Raw genomic sequence first — 15,955 nt, forward strand, 5'->3', positions numbered from 1 at the left:
CCCCATGGGGGGTGGCGAAGCACACGAAGTGGCAAGCCGGGGGGCAGTCATTTCAATCGAGTTTGCCGGTGTCGGCCTTGGCGCGAATCAGGTTCAACAGCAGGGTGTCGCGTGCGGCTTCGAGGTCGCTGGTGCGGCGTGCGCCCAGTTCATCGGCAACGCCCTCGGTCACTTTCTGCTTGAGCGCGGCCGTCATCGATGGCGCGCCCAGGTCCTTCCACCAATCCTCGATGGGCCCGCCCAGGTGCGCGAGCACATGCTCGATGCCGCCCGCACCACCCGACAGATGCAGGTTCATGAACGGCCCCATCACCGCCCAGCGCAGGCCGGGGCCGTGCGCAATCGCGGTGTCGATGTCCGCGACGCTCGCCACGCCTTCGTCGACGAGATGGAAGGCCTCGCGCCACAGCGCCGCCTGCAGCCGGTTCGCGATGTGGCCCTTGACCTCGCGCTTCACGTGGATCGGCCGCTTGCCGATGGCCGCATAAAACGCCATCGTGCGTTCGATGGTTTCGGCCGACGTCTTCTCGCCGCCGATCACCTCCACCAGCGGAATCAGGTGCGGCGGATTGAACGGATGCCCCAGCACCACGCGCTGCGGGTGCGCGCAGCCCGACTGCACGCCGCTGATCGCAAGGCCCGACGAACTCGACGCAAGGATGGTGTCCGGCGGCGCAGCCGCGTCCATGCGGCGGAACAGATCGATCTTGAAGTCCATGCGCTCGGGGCCGTTCTCCTGCACGAAGTCGGCGACCGATACCGCGTCTTCCAGGCTGTCGTGAAAGCGCAGCCGGTCGACCGATGCGCTGGGCGCGAGGCCGAAGCGCTCCAGCGTCGGCCAGTGTTGTGCCACTGCGGCACGCAATCTGTCTTCGGCGCCGGGCGACGGATCGGTCGCGTTCACGTCGAGCCCGTGCGCGAGAAAGTACGCGGCCCAGCTCGCACCGATCACGCCGGTGCCGACGACCGCGACGCGTTTCACATCCAGGGTGTTGCTGCTCATGATTTCCACCGCGCGCAGCGGCTCTCTGCCTTCGTCGTCCATGCGGCCTCGCCGCGGATCGGCTCGACCACCTTGTAGTAATCCCACGGCTCCTTCGATTCGTCGGGCGTCTTCACCTGCATCAGCTGCATGTCGTGAACCATGAGGCCATCGTCGCGCAGCCACCCGCCCTTGACGAACATGTCATTGAACTTCGTCTTGCGAAGCTGCGCCATCACCTTGTCGGCGTCGTCGCTGCCGGCCGCCTTCACCGTCTGCAGGTATTGCAGCGCGGCCGAGTAGTCGCCGGCGTGGAAGGAGGAGGGCATGCGCTTGTGCTTGTCGAAGAAGCGCCGCGCCCAGGTGCGCGCCTCGGGGCTCTGGTTCCAGTACCAGCTGTCGGTGAGGTACATGCCCTGCGAGGTCTTCAGCCCCAGCGCGTGCACGTCGTTGATGGTGATGATCATGCCGGCCAGCTTCATGTTCTTGCTGATGCCGAACTCGGCGGCCGACTTGATCGCGTTCACCGTGTCGCCGCCCGCATTGGCGAGCGCCAGCACCTGCGCCTTGGAGCCCTGTGCCTGCAGCATGAACGACGAGAAATCGCTCGCGCCGAGTGGATGCTTCACCGAACCAGCGACGGTGCCGCCGCTGGCATTGATGATCTTGGCCGCGTCGGTCTGCAGCGCGGCGCCGAAGGCGTAGTCGGCGGTCACGAAGTACCAGCTCTTGCCGCCCGCCTTGACCACCGCGCTCGCGGTGCCGCGGGCCATCGCCACCGTGTCGTAGGCGTAGTGCACCGTGTAGGGCGAGCAGTATTCGTTGGTGAGGCTCGATGCGCCCGAGCCGACCACGAAGTACGGCTTCTTCTTGTCGGCCGCCACGCCCGCCATCGCGATGGCCGCACCCGAGTTGACGCCCGCGATCAGCATGTCGACCTTCTGCACGTCGAACCATTCGCGTGCCTTGGCGGCTGCGATGTCGGGCTTGTTCTGATGGTCGGCGGTGACCAGCTCGATCTTCTTGCCGTCGATGGCGCCGCCCATGTCGGCGATCGCCATGCGAATGGCTTCCGCGCCGGCCGGGCCGTCGTAGTCGCGGTAGATGCCCGACATGTCGCTGATGAAGCCGATGCGGATGGTGTCGTCCGACATCTGCGCCGAAGCGCCGGTGGTGGCGAAGGCGGTGGCCAGGGCGATGGCGAGCGCGGTGCGCGAGAGGGTGGTGGTCATGGTCTTGTCTCCGGTCGTTGTACTTGTTGGTTCGTTCGCTCGCTGGCTCGGTCAGCCCAGCGCGAAATTGGGCCGCGGCGTGCCGGTGCGCGGCAGCCCCATCATCTGGCGCGCCTCGGCGGGCGTGGCCACTTCCATGTCGAGCTCGCGGATCACCCGCACGATGCGCTCGGTGAGCTGCACGTTGGTGGCCAGTTCGCCCTGGCGGAAGTAGAGGTTGTCTTCGAGCCCCACGCGCGCATGCCCGCCCAGCAGCAGCGCCGCCACGTTGGCTTCGAGTTGCGAGGGGCCGATGCCGCTCACGCAGAAGATGCTGCCCTTGGGCAGCGTGTCGACCATCATCTGCAGGAAGCGCGGCGAGTACGGCATCGCGTTCTGGAAGTTGCGGTGCACGTTCATCACGAGGTTGATGAAGTAGGGCTCCTCGTCGTGGCCCTCGCCGATCAGCGTGGTCGTGTCCTGCAGGATGTGCGTGGGGCTGAACACCTCCCACTCGGGCTTGATGCCGCGCGCCTTCATGCCGGCGGCGAGTTCGCGGCCCTTGGTGATGGGCGTGTCCATGAGGATCTGCTTGCCCTCGAAGCTCAGGTTGAGCGTGGTCGCGTCCAGCGTGCACATCTCGGCGCCGGCGTCCATGCCCTTGATGCGCTCTTCCCACGCGATTTCCCAGCGGTCGCCCGCCAGCGGCTTGACCATGTCGCCGTGCACGCCGCCGCCGGTGGAGTTGTTGATGACGATATCGCTGCCGCCCGCGCGGATGCGGCTGTTGATGTCGCGGTACACCTCGGCGTTGCAGGTGGCGCCGTCGTCGGGCCGGCGCGCGTGGATCGCCACCACGCTCGCACCGGCGTTCCAGCAGCGCAGCACGTCGGCGGCGATCTCGGCGGGCTGGGTGGGCAGGTGCGGGTTCTGCGACTTGTGCGCCATGCCGCCGGTGGGGGCGATGGTCACGATCACTTTGCGCTTGGACGACATGGCGTTTTCCTGGTGTCTTGCATGAGGGGCGCGCTATTATTTTTGGCAGCGAAGGCACACTCAGTCATCGCGACGACATTTGGGCTCAGGGTTTACGCACCCGTGCCTCCAGGAGCTTTCATTCCATGCCCTCGAAGAAGGCGGAGCAGCCCATCACGGCGGCATCGCTGACCATTCCACAACTGCTGCAAGGCTCGGCCTGGTTTCCGCTGCTCGATGCGGTCGCACGCGAGCGCGTGCTCGACGAGATGCGCGAGGTCGAGGTGGCCCCCGGCGCCGCGCTGTGCCGGCGCGGCGACACGCCGCTGCACTGGTATGGCACGCTCGAAGGCCTGCTCAAGTGGTCGATCACCTCCAGCGACGGGCGCTCGGTGACCTTCGGCGGCCTGTCGGTCGGCAGCTGGTTCGGCGAGGGCACGCTGTTGCGCGCGGTGCCGCGCTCGGCGGACATCATTGCGCTGCGCGCGAGCCGCGTGGCGCAGCTGCCGCTAGAGACCTTCGAGTGGCTGCACCGCACGCAGCGCGGCTTCGATCATTTCCTGCTGCAGCAGATCAACGAGCGGCTGCACTGGTTCATGGGTAATTACGCGGCGCACCGGCTGCTCGATGCGGACAGCCAGGTGGCGCGGGCGCTCGCCGGGTTGTTCCATCCGTGGCTGCATCCGGGGAGCGAGCCGCACCTGCAGACGTCGCAGGAGGAGATCGCGAATCTCTCGGGCGTGTCACGGCAAAGGTGCAATGCGGCGCTGAACCGTTTGAAGGAGGCGGGGTTCCTGCGGATCGAGTACGGGGGCATCACCGTCATCGATCTGGAAGGGCTGCGGCGGTTCATCGAGTAGGCCGCAGCCCGCGCGCCTTCACTGCGGCTTCTTCGCCTGTTCCGCGAGCCGCTTGCGGTACTCGGTGGTGGTCACCCCCCCGAACCCCCAGTCGTCCGTATCAATCTCCTCGATCACGATATGCGTCCACTCCGGCGGCTTCTTCAGCACGCGTTCGAGGACCTCGGTGAACTCGGCGATGACCTGGGTCTTCTGCTCACGCGTGACGCCGTCGCGGGTGATCTTCAGATTGACGAAAGGCATGGTGTGCTCCTTGGTTGTGTGAACGGTGCGACTACCAGGTGCCGGCGCTCGCGCCGCCGTCCACCGCCAGCACCACGCCCGACGTGAAGCCCGCGCCGGTGAGGTAGAGCACCGCATCGGCGATCTCGCGCACGGTCGCGATGCGGCCTGCGGGCGCCAGGCCGCTCAGAAAACCATGGTTCTCGGACGGGTGCATCGGCGTGTCGACGATGCCGGGCGCCACCGCATTCACCTGGATGTTGTGTGGCGAGAGCTCCAGCGCCAGCGCGCGCGTCGCGGCATTGATGCCGCCCTTGACCAGCACCGGCACCAGGGCCGGCACCTTCAGGTTCGGTTGCAGCGCGATGCCCGCGGTGATGTTCACGATGTGGCCCTTGCGGCGCGGGATCATGTGCTTCGCGGCGGCCTGCGAGGCGTAGACGAAGCCCTTGAGGTTCGTGACCACCAGTTGGTCCAGCTCTTCCTCGGTGTAGTCGACAAAAGGCTTGGCATTGAAGATGCCCGCGTTGTTGATGAGCACGTCGACCTGGCCGAAGCGTTCCACGGCGCGGGCGATGAGTTGCTCTGCGGTGTCGCGCTTGCCGATGTCGCCCGCGACGCCGAGGAAGCGGGCTGGGTTGCCCAGTTGCTTGGCGGCGGCCGCGAGCCGCTCGTCGGTGCGCGCATTGGCGACCACGTTGAAGCCGCGTTCGAGGTACGCCTCCGCGAGGCCCAGCCCGATGCCGCTCGAGGCGCCGGTGATGACGACGGTGGGGGATGAATTGCTGTCTTGCATGTCGGTTCTCCAGAAGTTGATGACGTGAGGAGAACTGTATTGATGACGTAGCCGTAGATAAATCACTAGACTCGTACTTCACTTGATACATGGAGTCATCAAACCATGCAAAGGCAGTTCGGCGACATCCTCCTCGGCAGCATCGAACTCTTCTGCCTCGCGGCGGAGACGGGCGGCTTCACTTCGGCGGCACTCGCTGCGGGCGTGACGCCGGCGGCCGTCAGCCGCTCGATCTCGCGCCTGGAAAAACGATTGGGCCTGCGCCTGTTCGTGCGCACCACGCGCAGCGTGCGGCTCACCGACGCGGGACGCTCCTACTTCGCGCAGTGCCGCCAGGCGCTCGCGCAGCTCGCCGAGGCCGAACGCGAGGTGATGGGCCAGCAGGCGCAGCCCTCGGGCACGCTGCGCATCAGCGTGCCGACCACCTACGGCCACCACCGCATCCTGCCGATGCTGCCCGCGTTCCGCGAACGCTTTCCCGACATCCGGCTGCATGTGCACCTGAGCAACCGCAACATCGATTTCGTGGAAGAGGGCTACGACATGGCCGTGCGCGTGCGCGCCCAGCCCGACTCCACGCTGATCGCGCGGCACCTCGAGGACGCGGGGCTCGTGGTGGTCGCGACGCGCAAGTACCTGAAGGCGGCCGGAACCCCCCGCACGCTGGACGACCTTGCCGCGCACGAATGCATCCAGTTCGAGCTGCCCAGCAGCGGCCGTCGCATCTCGTGGCTTTTCAAGGAGGACGGCAAGGACCGCGAGGTCTTCGCGGACAGCGCCTACAGCTGCTCCGATGACGTGCTCGGCGGCGTCACGCTCGCGAAGAGCGGCGCCGGGTTGTTCCAGACCTACCGCTTCGTCGTGGAGAAGGAGCTTGCCGACGGCTCCCTCGTCGAGGTGCTGAAGCCGTTTGCGGGTCGCTCGCGGCCCTACACGCTGCTGTACCCGGACGGGCGGCATGTGCCGCTGCGCATGCGGGTGTTCATCGATTTCCTGATGGCGCAGCGGTTCGACTGAGGCTCAGCGGCAGGCGAAGCTGGCCGCCGATTTCACGTCGCCGCCGACATACGCGATCTTCTTCGGGTAGGTGCACAGCGGCCGCGCGAGCGACTTGTCCGCGTTCTGCAGCACGAGGTTGTCGGGCGCCACGCCTTTCTCGACCCAGTCGGTCAGCGCCGCGAACAACTGGTTCGGTGCCGGCAGCGGCGGGTTGGCCGCGGGGCTCACACCTGCCAGACCGTTCACAGAGCCCACGCCCGCGCAGTGCCCCATCGCCGGAATCTCGACATAGCGGTAGAACTTCTGCATCGCATCGATCCCGCCCATCGCCTTGGCCGCGCGTTCGTAGTAGTTGGCCGTGCCCGAGTTCGCGATCAGCGGGTCGGCCAGGCCGTGATAGGTCAGCAGCTTGGCGCCACGGTCGCGGAACCTGGCCAGGTCGGGGTTGTCGGCGTTGATGCTCGCGAACGCGGCCTGCAGCGCCTTGCCGCGATCGCTGGCGTTGGCCAGCTGCGCGTACGACAGCCCCTTCCAGTTGTTCGCGCCGTTGCCCGTCGCATTGACGAAATCGGGCGTCGCGATCGTCGGATCCTGCAGGTTCAGCGCCACTTGGTGCGCCGCGATCGGGAACGGGTTGGGCACGCCGCCGGTGGAATCCGCCAGCGAGAACCCTGGCATGCCGGGGCTGTTGAGTGCGGTGCCGCGCGTGAGGCCGTACCAGAGCTGGCCCGACGCCAGCGTGGCGCCGTAGCCGATGTCGCTCGCGGGCGCCGGTGCGCTGCCGTCGCGCGTCTGGCCGTACCAGATCTTGTTGACCGCCTGTGCCTGCACCGTGCTCAGGCAGGCCGCGGTGACATTGGTGCCGCCGCTGCCCGTGCACAGCACGGCCTTGTCCTGCACCGGATCGTATTTGCAGGCGGCCGGGTCGCTGATGAAGCCGTCGTGCTGGCCGGTGAGCCCGCTGTCGCAGGCGCTCACCGCGGCGGACGAGACCAGCGTCATCTGGTCGGGCGTGAGCGGCGTGCCTCCGAGGTCGCGCTGCATCACGACCTGCGGATACAGCTCGGAGGTGATGAAAGTGGTCCAGTTGATCGCGCTGTTGCCGGCCAGGATGCCATCGAAATCGTCGGGGTTCACCTGTGCCTGCATATGGCCCTGGCGGCCGCCGGTGGAGCAGCCGTCCCAGTAGGCGTACTGCGCGCTGCGCTGGTAGAAGCCGGACGCCAGCGCCTTGGACTTGACGGCCATCTCGTGGATGCCGCGGCTCGCGAAATCGGCCCACAGCGTGGTGTTGATGGTGCCGTCGGGGTTCATTGCGAACGAGCCGTCCACCGAGGCGAATGGCAACTTCGAGGCATGGCCCGCATCGGTCACGGCACTGACCGAGCCTTCGCCCGCGGCGATGGCGGCCGCGCCGGCGCCGCCGATCTGCGTCCTGGCGCTGATGCCCGCATCGCCAACAAAGCCGCCGCCGCCAAGCACGCGCACGCGGTTGTTCCACTTGGCCGTCGTCGGCAGCCACACCTCGATGCCGATGCCCGGCGAGGTCGATGGTGCATCGGCCGGCCCCGCATGGCCCGGTCCGACATTGAGCTTGACCATGCACACGTCGCTGGCGGCCACTGTGCCCGAGGCCTTGCCGTCGAGGTTCAGGTCATCGCCTTGCCTGAATTGCTTCACCACGGTGACGGTGGTGTTCGCATCGGGCTTGAACGCGGTCTTGAGGCTTTCGTCGCAGGCGAGGGCGACGGGAGCAACCGGGCCGGCTGGCGGTGGCGATGCGGGGATGAAGGGCAGCACGGTTCCCTGGGAATCGCTGCCGCCGCACGCCGTGAGCGCTGCGGCGGCGCACATGCCCATGCACAGGGCGGCCAGCGTCGTGAAGTTGCTGCGCGATGGTTCGGGTCCGGGGCGATGGGGCGTGAGTGGCATCTTCTTGTCTCCTGTTGTGTGGACATCGAATTTGCCCTCGCCCCGTCGGATGGTCTATCGACAAGCGATCACCGCTTGCAGGATCCCTTCACACTGCACAGGGACTTACCCGAGCCGGGCGCGCGCGGGCGTGGTGCCCACCAGCTGCTTGAACACCTGCGTGAAGTGCGCCTGGCTCGAAAAGCCGACGACATGCGCGATCTCGGCGAGCGACAGCCGGCCCTCCAGCAGCGACAGCGCATGGCGCACGCGTTGCTCCATCACATAGCGGTACGGCGTCGCGCCCGTGCTGGCCCTGAACAGGCGCGTGAAATGGACGGCACTCATGTGCAGCTCGGCCGCGAGTTCGTCGATGCCGAAGTCTTCGCCCAGGTGTTGCATCACCCAGTCGTACACCTTGCGCAGGTCCGCCTGCGAGAGGCGCCCCGGCGGCCGTTTCGCATTGCCCGCGCTGCCATAGCGGCTCTGCAGGTAGCTCACCAACGCCATCGACAGACCTTGCGCGTGCATGCGGCCCGAGGTGCAGCCGCGCTCCACCTCGTCGCGCATCGCGATGGCGAGCGACGATAGCGTGGCGTCGGTGGTCGAGAGATGCGTCTGCAGGTGAAGCTCGCCGTTGCCTTCGGGCATCAGGTCGCGCAGGGTCTCGGGGCGGATTTCCAGCGCGATCATTTCCCCGGCCTGGCCGGACCAGGTGACATGGTCGACCTCGTAGCCTTGCTCGAACATGCACAGGCTGCCGGACCGGATCTCGATGTGGCTGGTGCGACGCCCTGTGGTCATCGTCGACTTCCCGTGCCCGCGCGTGCAGAAGGCGAGCAGCGGGTGGGGGTTGTAGCAGGCCGGGTTCTCGCCGTCGCCATGCATGGCGCGCACCTCCAGCGCAAAGCCCTGCCACGGCGTGGCAGCCGCGTTCATCAGCATCTTGCCTTCGAAGCGCACGGGCTTGCCCGAGGGATCGAGGAGGCTGATTTCGCGCGTCATCGCCATGCGCCTCTTACACGCCCAGCAGCTCCTCGAGCGCCTGCGGCTCCGCCAGCAGATCGGCCGATGCCCCATGCCGCACGATCTGCCCCTTCTCCATCACCACCGCGAGGTCGGTGTGCGCGAGCACCTTGCGGTAGTCGCGGTCCACGATCAGCGTGGCGATGCCGGTGCTGCGGATCTCGCCGATCACGCGCCAGATCTCGGCCACGATCAGCGGTGCGAGGCCTTCGGTGGCTTCGTCGAGGATGAGCAAACGCGGGTTGGTCATGAGCGCGCGGCCGATCGACAGCATCTGCTGCTCGCCGCCCGAGAGCTGCTGGCCGCCATGCGAGAGCCGCTCGGCCAGCCGCGGAAAGGTGGCCATCACGCGGTCGAAGGTCCAGGCGCGGCGGCCGTCGATGCCAGCGCGCTCGCTCATCACGAGGTTCTCGCGCACCGAGAGGTTCGGGAAGATGCCGCGGCCCTCGGGCACGTAGCCGATGCCCAGGCGCGCCATCTTCTCGGGCGGCCAGCCGGTGACGGTGCGGCCGTCGACCTGCACTTCGCCCGAAGCGGGCCGCACGTAGCCCATCATGCTGCGGATCAGCGTGGTCTTGCCCATGCCGTTGCGCCCGAGCAGGCCCACCGAGGTGGCCGTCGGAATGCCGGCATGCACGCCGCGCAGGATGTGGCTGTTGCCGTAGTAGGTGTTGAGGTCGCGGACGATCAGCATCAGTGGTCTTCTCCGAGATAGGCCGTTCGCACCTCCGGGTTCTCGCGGATCGAGGTGGGGTCGCCGGTCGCGATGACCGTGCCGTTCACCATCACCGTGATGCGGTCGGCGATGCGGAAGACCGCGTCCATGTCGTGCTCCACCAGCAGGATCGCGTGCGTGGCCTTCAGGCGCGCGAGCAGCGTGAGCATGCGGTCGGTTTCCTCGGCGCCCATGCCGGCGAGGGGCTCGTCGAGGAGCAGCACGCGGGGTTGCGTGGCCAGGCACATCGCCACTTCGAGCTGGCGTTGCGCGCCGTGGCTCAACGTGCCGGCGATGCGCAGGGCCTCGTTCGAAAGACCCGCCGCTTCGAGCGCCCCGTCGGCCGCTGCGTTGCTTGCAGCACAGCGCTGCGATGCCTGCCAGATCGCCCACGGCCGCGCGGTCGCAGCCTGCGCCGCGAGCCGGCAGTTCTCGTGCACGCTGAACTCCGGAAAGATCGTCGTGCGCTGGTAGCTGCGGCCCACGCCATCGCGTGCGCGCCGTGATTGCGCGCGCTGCGTGATGTCGATGCCGTCGAGCGCGATGCGGCCTTCGGAAGCCTCGATCTCGCCCGAGAGCATGTTGATGAGCGTCGACTTGCCTGCGCCGTTGGTGCCGATCACCGCGTGCACTTCGCCGATGTGCAGGTCTAGCGTGACGGCGTTCACTGCGGTGAGGCCACCGAAGCGCCGCGTGAGGCCTTCGACCGAGAGGAGGGCGGTTGTGTTGTTCACGACGTGGCTCCTTCGCCCTTGGGCGAGATGCGCTTCACCAGCCCGATCAATCCCTTCGGCAACCAGGCCACGAACACGATGATCGCGATGCCCAGCGTGAGCTGCCAGTGGTCCGCCAGCGGGCCCATTACGGCATGCGTCGAGAAGATTTCCTTCAGCAGCGTGAACGCGACCGCGCCGATCACCGCGCCGCGCAGGTGGCCGAGGCCGCCGAGGATCACCATCAGCAGCACCTCGCCCGAGTTGTGCCAGGCCATCAGCTCGGGGTTGACCACGCCGTCGCGCGAGGCCAGCAGAAAGCCCGCGAGCCCCGCGAGCGCACCCGCCAGCACGAAAGCCGCGAGCTTGTAGCCGTACACCGGGAAACCAGCTGCGCGCATGCGCTGCTCGTTCACGCGGATGCCCGCGAGCGCCGCGCCGAAGCGGGAACGGCGGATCAGCGCGAGCAGCCCGTAGGTGAACGCGAGCGATGCGAGCACCACGTAGAACAGCACCATGCGGTTCTCCATGTCGAGCGCACCGAGGGCCGGGCGCACGTACATGTAGATGCCGTCGCTGCCGCCGCCGACCTTGGTGTCGTGGAACACGAAGAAGGCCATCTGCGCGAAGGCCAGCGTGACCATGATGAAGTACACGCCGCGCGTGCGCAGGCTCAGCGCACCGACGAACAGCGCATAGAGCGCCGCCGCCCCCATGGCCATCGGCAGCAGCAGCGCGACGTTGCCACCTTCGCTGCCCGATGCGAGCACCGTCACGTACGCGCCGATGCCGTAGAAGGCCGCATGGCCCAGGCTCACGAGGCCGGTCATGCCGACCAGCAGTTCGAGGCTCAGCGCGAAGATCGAGAGGATCATCACCTTCACGATGAAATCCGAGGCGTAGTTGCCCATCAGCGGGCCTGCGATGCCGACGAGCACCGCGCAGGCCACGGGCACGAGGAAAGCGCTCTTCTTCATCATGGCCGCCTCCCCATCAGCCCTTCGGGCTTCCAGATCAGCACGATGGCCATCAGGAGATAGATGCCGATGCCGCTCAGGTCCGCGAAGAAGACCTTGCCGAAGGTGTCGACGAAGCCCACGAGCAGCGAGGCCAGCAGCGCGCCGGTGATCGAGCCGATGCCGCCGATCACCACCAGCACGAAGCAGATGATGAGCACGCTCGCACCCATGTTCGGATACACCGAGGACATCGGCGCGGCGATCATCCCGGCCAGCGCCGCGAGCGCCACGCCCGCCGCGAACACGATGCGGTAGAGCCGCTTCACGTCGATGCCGAGGCCCCGCACCATGTCGCGGTTGCTCGCACCGGCGCGGATCATCATGCCCAGGCGCGTGCGGTTCACCACCCAGTAGAGGCCGACCGCGAGCACGATGCATGCGGCCGACGCGAAGAGCCGGTACCACGGGTAGCTCATGACGTTGCCGAGCGCGAAGCTGCCGTCGAGCCAGGCGGGCACCTTCACGCCATGCACGTCGTTGCCCACGAGGATGGAGCGCAGCTCCTCGAACACCAGGATGAGCCCGTAGGTCATGAGCACCTGCTGCAGGTGGTCGCGCTGGTAGAGGTAGCTGAAGAACGCCCATTCGAGCAGGTAGCCGAAGATCGCGGCGAGCACCACGCCGGCCACCAGCATCAGGAGGAACTGGTCGCCGAACAGCGGCGCGAGTGAGAACGCCAGGTACGCGCCGATCATGTAGAAGCTGCCGTGCGCGAGGTTGATCACGCCCATGATCCCGAAGATCAGCGTGAGGCCCGAGGCCACGAGAAAAAGCAGCAGTCCGTACTGAACGGAGTTCAGGCACTGGACAAGGAAGGTTCCGAAATCCACGTTGGAGGTTCTCTCTGGGCGGGATCGTTGAGGAAAGGACGCACTGCGGGAGACACCGCGGAACCGGCTTTGCCGGACCGCAGGTGTCGCCCCCGGTGAGGGGGTTGGCGAAGCGACACGAAGTGCGCGAAGCCTGGGGGAGAGCCCAGTTACATCCGGCAGCCGCGTGCCGGGTCGGCGAGACTCTTGATGGCCGTGCTCACCAGCTTGTTTTCCTTGCCATCCACCTTGCGCAGATAGATGTCCTGCACCGGGTTGTGCGACTTGCTCATGGTGAACGTGCCGCGCGGGCTGTCGATCTTGGCCTTCTCGATCGCGGCGGTGAACTCGGCCTTCTTGCCGATGTCGCCCTTGGTGGCCGCAAGGCCCACGCCGAGCATCTGCGCCGCGTCGTAGCCTTGCACCGCGTACACGTCGGGCTGCAGCTTGAACGACTTGGCATACGCCACGCGGAACGCGTTGTCGCGCGCGGTGTTCAACCCGTCCGCGTAGTGCAGCGTGGTCAGCATGCCCTGCGCCGATTCGCCTTGCGCATCGAGCGTGCCGTCGGTCAGGAAGCCGGGGCCGTAGAGCGGAATCGTCTTGTTGAGGCCCGCGGCCTGGTAGTCCTTGACGAACTTCACCGCGCCGCCGCCCGCGAAAAAGGCATACACCGCATCGGGCTTGGCCGCTGCGATCTCGGTCAGCAGCGCCTGGAACTCCACGTTCGGGAAGGCCAGCGTGAGCTGCTTGTCGACCTTGCCGCCGTTCTTCTCGAAGCCTTCCTTGAAGCCGTTGACCGATTCGTCGCCGGCCGCGTACTTCCAGGTGATGGTCATCGCCTTTTTCTTGCCCTGCTGCTTGGCCGCGACCTCGCCCATTGCATAGGCCGGCTGCCAGTTGCTGAACGAGCTGCGGAAGATGTTGGGTGCGCACATCGGGCCGGTCACCGCGTCGGCGCCGGCATTCGGCACGATCAGCACGGTGCCGCTTTCCTTGGCGGCCTTGGCCATCGCCATCGCGACGCCGGAGTGCACCGTGCCCACGATCACGTCGACGTTGTCGCGCTTGATGAGCTTGTTGACGTTGTCGGTGGCCTTGGCGGGATCGGATTCGTCGTCCACCTTGAAATATTCGATCTCGCGGCCCGAGAGCTTGCCGCCTTGTTCGTCGACGTAGAGCTTGAAGCCGTTCTCGATGGCCACGCCCAGCGCGGTGTAGGTGCCACTGTAGGGAAGCATCAGGCCGACCTTGAGTTTGCCGGTGCCCTGTGCGCCGGCAGCCGATGCGAGCGCGGCGAGGGCGATCGCGGTGAGCGTGGTGCGAATGGTTGTCATGGTGTCTGTCTCCTGTTCTTGGTGATGAAAGCGGCGGTAGCGACGGTGACACGTTCCGGCTGATCGCGATGTGGGGAATGCCCGCATTCAGGGATTTCCACCAGTTCGCAACCGCCGCTCACGCGCGCGGCGATGCCGCGGATCTGCGCGAGCGTGCCGTACTCGTCGTCGATGCCCTGGATGGCGAGCACCGGGCAGCGGATGGCGTCGAGCTCGGCCTCGATGTTCCAGTCGCGAAAGGGCGGGTGCAGCCAGATGCGGTTCCAGCCCCAGAAGGCGGAATCGGCGCTGTCGTGGTAGCGGGCAAGCTTCTTCGGCAGGTCGGTCGAGAGGTAGGCGGTGCGCGCGAGCTCGATGTTCGCGACGGTCACCTCTTCCACGAAAATGTGCGGTGCCAGCACGACGAGGCCCGCCACACGATCAGGGAAGCGCGAGGCGTAGAGCAGCGAGATCGAGCCGCCGTCGCTGTGGCCGAAGAGCCAGGGCTTTTCGTCGTCGAGCTTCAGCGCGGTGAAGAGGGCGGGGAGCACCTCGTGCGCCTGGCGGTGCATGAAGTCGACATCCCAGATCTCGTTGTCTTCGCGCGGCGTGGAGCGGCCGTAGCCGGGGCGCGAGAACACGAGGCCGCGCGCGTTGGCGGCTTCGCAGACCTGCGCGGGAAAGTCCTTCCACATCGCGACGGAGCCGAGGCCTTCGTGGAGAAAGACGATCAGCGGCGCATCGGTGCGCTCGGGTGCGATCCACGCGCACTCGATCTGCACGGCGCGGCCGCGCCAGTCGATGGTGGCAAAGGCTGGCGTGTTCATTCCCGTGCTCACGCCTGCTTCTCGCGCTCGCGGAGGCGAAAGCGCTGGATCTTGCCCGTCGCCGTCTTCGGCAGTTCGCTCACGAATTCGAGGAAGCGCGGGTACTTGTAGGGCGCGAGGCGTTCCTTCACGAAGGCCTTGAGCTCGTCCTCCGTGGCGGCGCTGCCGTCCTTCAGCACGACGAAGGCCTTGGTCTTGGTGAGGCCCTCGGCATCTTCCTTGCCGATCACCGCGGCCTCGAGCACGCAGGGGTGCTGCATCAGCGTGGCCTCGACCTCGAAGGGCGAGACGTAGATGCCGCTGACCTTCAGCATGTCGTCGCTGCGGCCCGCGTAGGTGAAGTAGCCGTCGGCATCGCGCGTGTACTTGTCGCCGCTCTTGGTCCAGCCGCCCTGGAAGGTGTCGCGCGATTTCTCGCGGTTGTTCCAGTACATGAGCGCCGAACTCGGGCCCCGGATGTAGAGATCGCCCACTTCGCCATCGGGCACCGGGCGGCCGTCTTCGCCGCGCAGCTCGACCTCGTAGCCTTCGACCGGCTTGCCCGTGGTGCCGTAGCGCACATCGCCCGGACGGTTGGAGATGAAGATGTGCAGCATCTCGGTCGAGCCGATGCCGTCGATGATCTCGCAGCCGTAGTGCGCCTTGAAGCGCTGCGCGATCTCGCCGGGCAAGGCTTCGCCGGCGGAGGAGCACATGCGCAGTGCGACCGCATCGCGTGCCGGGAGCTTCGGCGAAGCGAGCATGCCCGCGAAGCCGGTGGGCGCGCCGAAGAAGACAGTCGGCTTGTGCGCTGTCCAGCGGCGGAAGGTGGCGTCGGGCGTGGGGCGCTCGGCCATCAGCACGACCGTCGCGCCGACCGTGAGCGGGAAGGTCAGCGCGTTGCCGAGGCCGTATGCGAAGTACATCTTGGCGGCCGAGAAGCACACGTCGTCTTCGGTGAGCGCGAGCACCGGCTTGCCGTAGAGCTCCGCCGTCCACCAGAGGTTGGCGTGCGTGTGGACCGTGCCCTTGGGCTTGCCGGTGGAGCCGGAGGAATAGAGCCAGAAGCCGGGGTCGTCGGACGCGGTGTTCACCGGTGTGGCCAGGGGCTCGACCTTGGCGAGCGCATCGTCGAAGGCCTGTGCGTTGTCCGGCAATGCACCCGTCGGCTGCGAGACGATCAGCGCCTGCACCTCGTGCGCGCCGCGCCCCATCGCATCCTGCAGCACAGGGAGCAGCGCACCCGACACCAGCGCAGCCTGCGCGCGGCTGTGGTCGAGCATGTAGGCGTAGTCGTCGGGCGTGAGCAGCGTGTTGACCGCGACGGGCACGATGCCGGCATACAGGCAGCCGAGAAAGCTCACCGGCCAGTCGTTGTTGTCGAGCATCAGCAGCAGCACACGCTCTTCGCGGCGCACACCCGTTGCCTTGAGTGCGGCGGCGAGGCGGCGCGCGCGGTCTTCGAGCTGGCCGTAGGTCAGCGTGCCGCGGTCGTCGATGTACGCGGTGCGGTCGGCGCGGCCGCGGTTGAGGGCGAACAGGTGTTCGGCGAAATTGAATCGTGCGGGCAGGCTCATCGTGTGGTCTCCTTGGGG

The 15,955-nt window shown here is 67.0% G+C and carries 16 protein-coding genes; 2 read left to right on the top strand and 14 right to left on the bottom strand.

Annotation, left to right across the window (positions count from 1 at the left end; translation table 11 throughout):
• Positions 1–52: 52 nt before the first annotated feature.
• From J2W23_RS18345 to J2W23_RS18355, 3 genes are read right to left on the bottom strand one after another with little or no spacing between them, the layout of a single operon-like run.
• The gene (locus J2W23_RS18345) at positions 53–1,003 is read right to left on the bottom strand and encodes a 3-hydroxyacyl-CoA dehydrogenase NAD-binding domain-containing protein (RefSeq protein WP_307649725.1); all 951 of its coding nucleotides are present in this window, start codon (positions 1,001–1,003) and stop codon (positions 53–55) included.
• Positions 1,000–2,214 carry an ABC transporter substrate-binding protein gene (locus J2W23_RS18350; protein ID WP_307649726.1) on the bottom strand — a complete coding sequence of 405 codons (1,215 nt, stop codon included), beginning with the start codon at positions 2,212–2,214 and terminating at the stop codon, positions 1,000–1,002. Before J2W23_RS18350 ends, J2W23_RS18345 begins: the two co-directional genes overlap by 4 nt.
• Positions 2,215–2,265: 51 nt before the next feature.
• Positions 2,266–3,189 carry a 3-keto-5-aminohexanoate cleavage protein gene (locus tag J2W23_RS18355; RefSeq protein WP_307649727.1) on the bottom strand — a complete coding sequence of 308 codons (924 nt, stop codon included), beginning with the start codon at positions 3,187–3,189 and terminating at the stop codon, positions 2,266–2,268.
• 125 nt (positions 3,190–3,314) lie between these two features.
• Between J2W23_RS18355 and J2W23_RS18360 the strand changes: the two genes are divergently transcribed.
• Positions 3,315–4,028, top strand: a complete 714-nt coding sequence (locus J2W23_RS18360; RefSeq protein ID WP_176661042.1) for a Crp/Fnr family transcriptional regulator — start codon at positions 3,315–3,317, stop codon at positions 4,026–4,028.
• Between the two features lie 18 nt (positions 4,029–4,046).
• Here the strand turns inward: J2W23_RS18360 and J2W23_RS18365 are convergent, their stop codons facing one another.
• Together J2W23_RS18365 and J2W23_RS18370 are read right to left on the bottom strand one after the other, a co-directional pair.
• Positions 4,047–4,271 carry a tautomerase family protein gene (locus tag J2W23_RS18365; protein ID WP_280808794.1) on the bottom strand — a complete coding sequence of 75 codons (225 nt, stop codon included), beginning with the start codon at positions 4,269–4,271 and terminating at the stop codon, positions 4,047–4,049.
• A gap of 31 nt (positions 4,272–4,302) precedes the next feature.
• Positions 4,303–5,046 (bottom strand): SDR family NAD(P)-dependent oxidoreductase, encoded by a 744-nt coding sequence (locus tag J2W23_RS18370; protein WP_176661040.1) that lies wholly within the window; start codon positions 5,044–5,046, stop codon positions 4,303–4,305.
• A gap of 105 nt (positions 5,047–5,151) precedes the next feature.
• On the opposite strand from J2W23_RS18370, the gene J2W23_RS18375 reads away from it, so the two are divergent.
• Positions 5,152–6,063 carry a LysR family transcriptional regulator gene (locus J2W23_RS18375; protein ID WP_307649728.1) on the top strand — a complete coding sequence of 304 codons (912 nt, stop codon included), beginning with the start codon at positions 5,152–5,154 and terminating at the stop codon, positions 6,061–6,063.
• A gap of 3 nt (positions 6,064–6,066) precedes the next feature.
• Here J2W23_RS18375 and J2W23_RS18380 read toward each other — a convergent pair whose 3' ends face one another.
• The 9 genes from J2W23_RS18380 to J2W23_RS18420 all read right to left on the bottom strand — a co-directional run bounded on the left by J2W23_RS18380 (position 6,067) and on the right by J2W23_RS18420 (position 15,937).
• Complete coding sequence (locus tag J2W23_RS18380; RefSeq protein ID WP_307649729.1) at positions 6,067–7,977, bottom strand: tannase/feruloyl esterase family alpha/beta hydrolase; 1,911 nt, start codon at positions 7,975–7,977, stop codon at positions 6,067–6,069.
• 105 nt (positions 7,978–8,082) lie between these two features.
• Positions 8,083–8,961 (bottom strand): helix-turn-helix domain-containing protein, encoded by an 879-nt coding sequence (locus J2W23_RS18385; RefSeq protein WP_176661038.1) that lies wholly within the window; start codon positions 8,959–8,961, stop codon positions 8,083–8,085.
• A 13-nt stretch (positions 8,962–8,974) separates the two neighbouring features.
• The gene (locus J2W23_RS18390) at positions 8,975–9,676 is read right to left on the bottom strand and encodes an ABC transporter ATP-binding protein (RefSeq protein ID WP_013538565.1); all 702 of its coding nucleotides are present in this window, start codon (positions 9,674–9,676) and stop codon (positions 8,975–8,977) included.
• Positions 9,676–10,431: an ABC transporter ATP-binding protein gene (locus J2W23_RS18395; protein ID WP_307649730.1), complete on the bottom strand. Its 756-nt coding sequence runs from the start codon at positions 10,429–10,431 to the stop codon at positions 9,676–9,678. Before J2W23_RS18395 ends, J2W23_RS18390 begins: the two co-directional genes overlap by 1 nt.
• Complete coding sequence (locus J2W23_RS18400; RefSeq protein WP_307649731.1) at positions 10,428–11,390, bottom strand: branched-chain amino acid ABC transporter permease; 963 nt, start codon at positions 11,388–11,390, stop codon at positions 10,428–10,430. The genes J2W23_RS18395 and J2W23_RS18400 overlap by 4 nt, the downstream gene beginning before the upstream one ends.
• Complete coding sequence (locus J2W23_RS18405) at positions 11,387–12,259, bottom strand: branched-chain amino acid ABC transporter permease (protein ID WP_042580696.1); 873 nt, start codon at positions 12,257–12,259, stop codon at positions 11,387–11,389. Before J2W23_RS18405 ends, J2W23_RS18400 begins: the two co-directional genes overlap by 4 nt.
• 149 nt (positions 12,260–12,408) lie before the next feature.
• Positions 12,409–13,575, bottom strand: a complete 1,167-nt coding sequence (locus J2W23_RS18410; RefSeq protein WP_307649732.1) for an ABC transporter substrate-binding protein — start codon at positions 13,573–13,575, stop codon at positions 12,409–12,411.
• The gene (locus J2W23_RS18415) at positions 13,572–14,381 is read right to left on the bottom strand and encodes an alpha/beta fold hydrolase (protein ID WP_307649733.1); all 810 of its coding nucleotides are present in this window, start codon (positions 14,379–14,381) and stop codon (positions 13,572–13,574) included. The genes J2W23_RS18410 and J2W23_RS18415 overlap by 4 nt, the downstream gene beginning before the upstream one ends.
• A gap of 8 nt (positions 14,382–14,389) precedes the next feature.
• Positions 14,390–15,937: a benzoate-CoA ligase family protein gene (locus tag J2W23_RS18420; protein ID WP_307649734.1), complete on the bottom strand. Its 1,548-nt coding sequence runs from the start codon at positions 15,935–15,937 to the stop codon at positions 14,390–14,392.
• Positions 15,938–15,955 lie beyond the last annotated feature (18 nt).

The sequence above is a fragment of the Variovorax boronicumulans genome, from assembly GCF_030812215.1.
In the GTDB taxonomy this organism is placed as follows: Bacteria; Pseudomonadota; Gammaproteobacteria; order Burkholderiales; family Burkholderiaceae_C; genus Variovorax; species Variovorax boronicumulans_C.

Bases quoted from the DNA above. Each gene is read 5' to 3' on its own strand.
- J2W23_RS18400 (WP_307649731.1), bottom strand. From the start codon at position 11,390: ATGATGAAGAAGAGCGCTTTCCTCGTGCCCGTGGCCTGCGCGGTGCTC.
- J2W23_RS18350 (WP_307649726.1), bottom strand. From the start codon at position 2,214: ATGACCACCACCCTCTCGCGCACCGCGCTCGCCATCGCCCTGGCCACC.
- J2W23_RS18355 (WP_307649727.1), bottom strand. From the start codon at position 3,189: ATGTCGTCCAAGCGCAAAGTGATCGTGACCATCGCCCCCACCGGCGGC.
- J2W23_RS18385 (WP_176661038.1), bottom strand. From the start codon at position 8,961: ATGACGCGCGAAATCAGCCTCCTCGATCCCTCGGGCAAGCCCGTGCGC.
- J2W23_RS18390 (WP_013538565.1), bottom strand. From the start codon at position 9,676: ATGCTGATCGTCCGCGACCTCAACACCTACTACGGCAACAGCCACATC.
- J2W23_RS18410 (WP_307649732.1), bottom strand. From the start codon at position 13,575: ATGACAACCATTCGCACCACGCTCACCGCGATCGCCCTCGCCGCGCTC.
- J2W23_RS18345 (WP_307649725.1), bottom strand. From the start codon at position 1,003: ATGAGCAGCAACACCCTGGATGTGAAACGCGTCGCGGTCGTCGGCACC.
- J2W23_RS18365 (WP_280808794.1), bottom strand. From the start codon at position 4,271: ATGCCTTTCGTCAATCTGAAGATCACCCGCGACGGCGTCACGCGTGAG.
- J2W23_RS18360 (WP_176661042.1), top strand. From the start codon at position 3,315: ATGCCCTCGAAGAAGGCGGAGCAGCCCATCACGGCGGCATCGCTGACC.
- J2W23_RS18415 (WP_307649733.1), bottom strand. From the start codon at position 14,381: ATGAACACGCCAGCCTTTGCCACCATCGACTGGCGCGGCCGCGCCGTG.
- J2W23_RS18370 (WP_176661040.1), bottom strand. From the start codon at position 5,046: ATGCAAGACAGCAATTCATCCCCCACCGTCGTCATCACCGGCGCCTCG.
- J2W23_RS18380 (WP_307649729.1), bottom strand. From the start codon at position 7,977: ATGCCACTCACGCCCCATCGCCCCGGACCCGAACCATCGCGCAGCAAC.
- J2W23_RS18375 (WP_307649728.1), top strand. From the start codon at position 5,152: ATGCAAAGGCAGTTCGGCGACATCCTCCTCGGCAGCATCGAACTCTTC.
- J2W23_RS18420 (WP_307649734.1), bottom strand. From the start codon at position 15,937: ATGAGCCTGCCCGCACGATTCAATTTCGCCGAACACCTGTTCGCCCTC.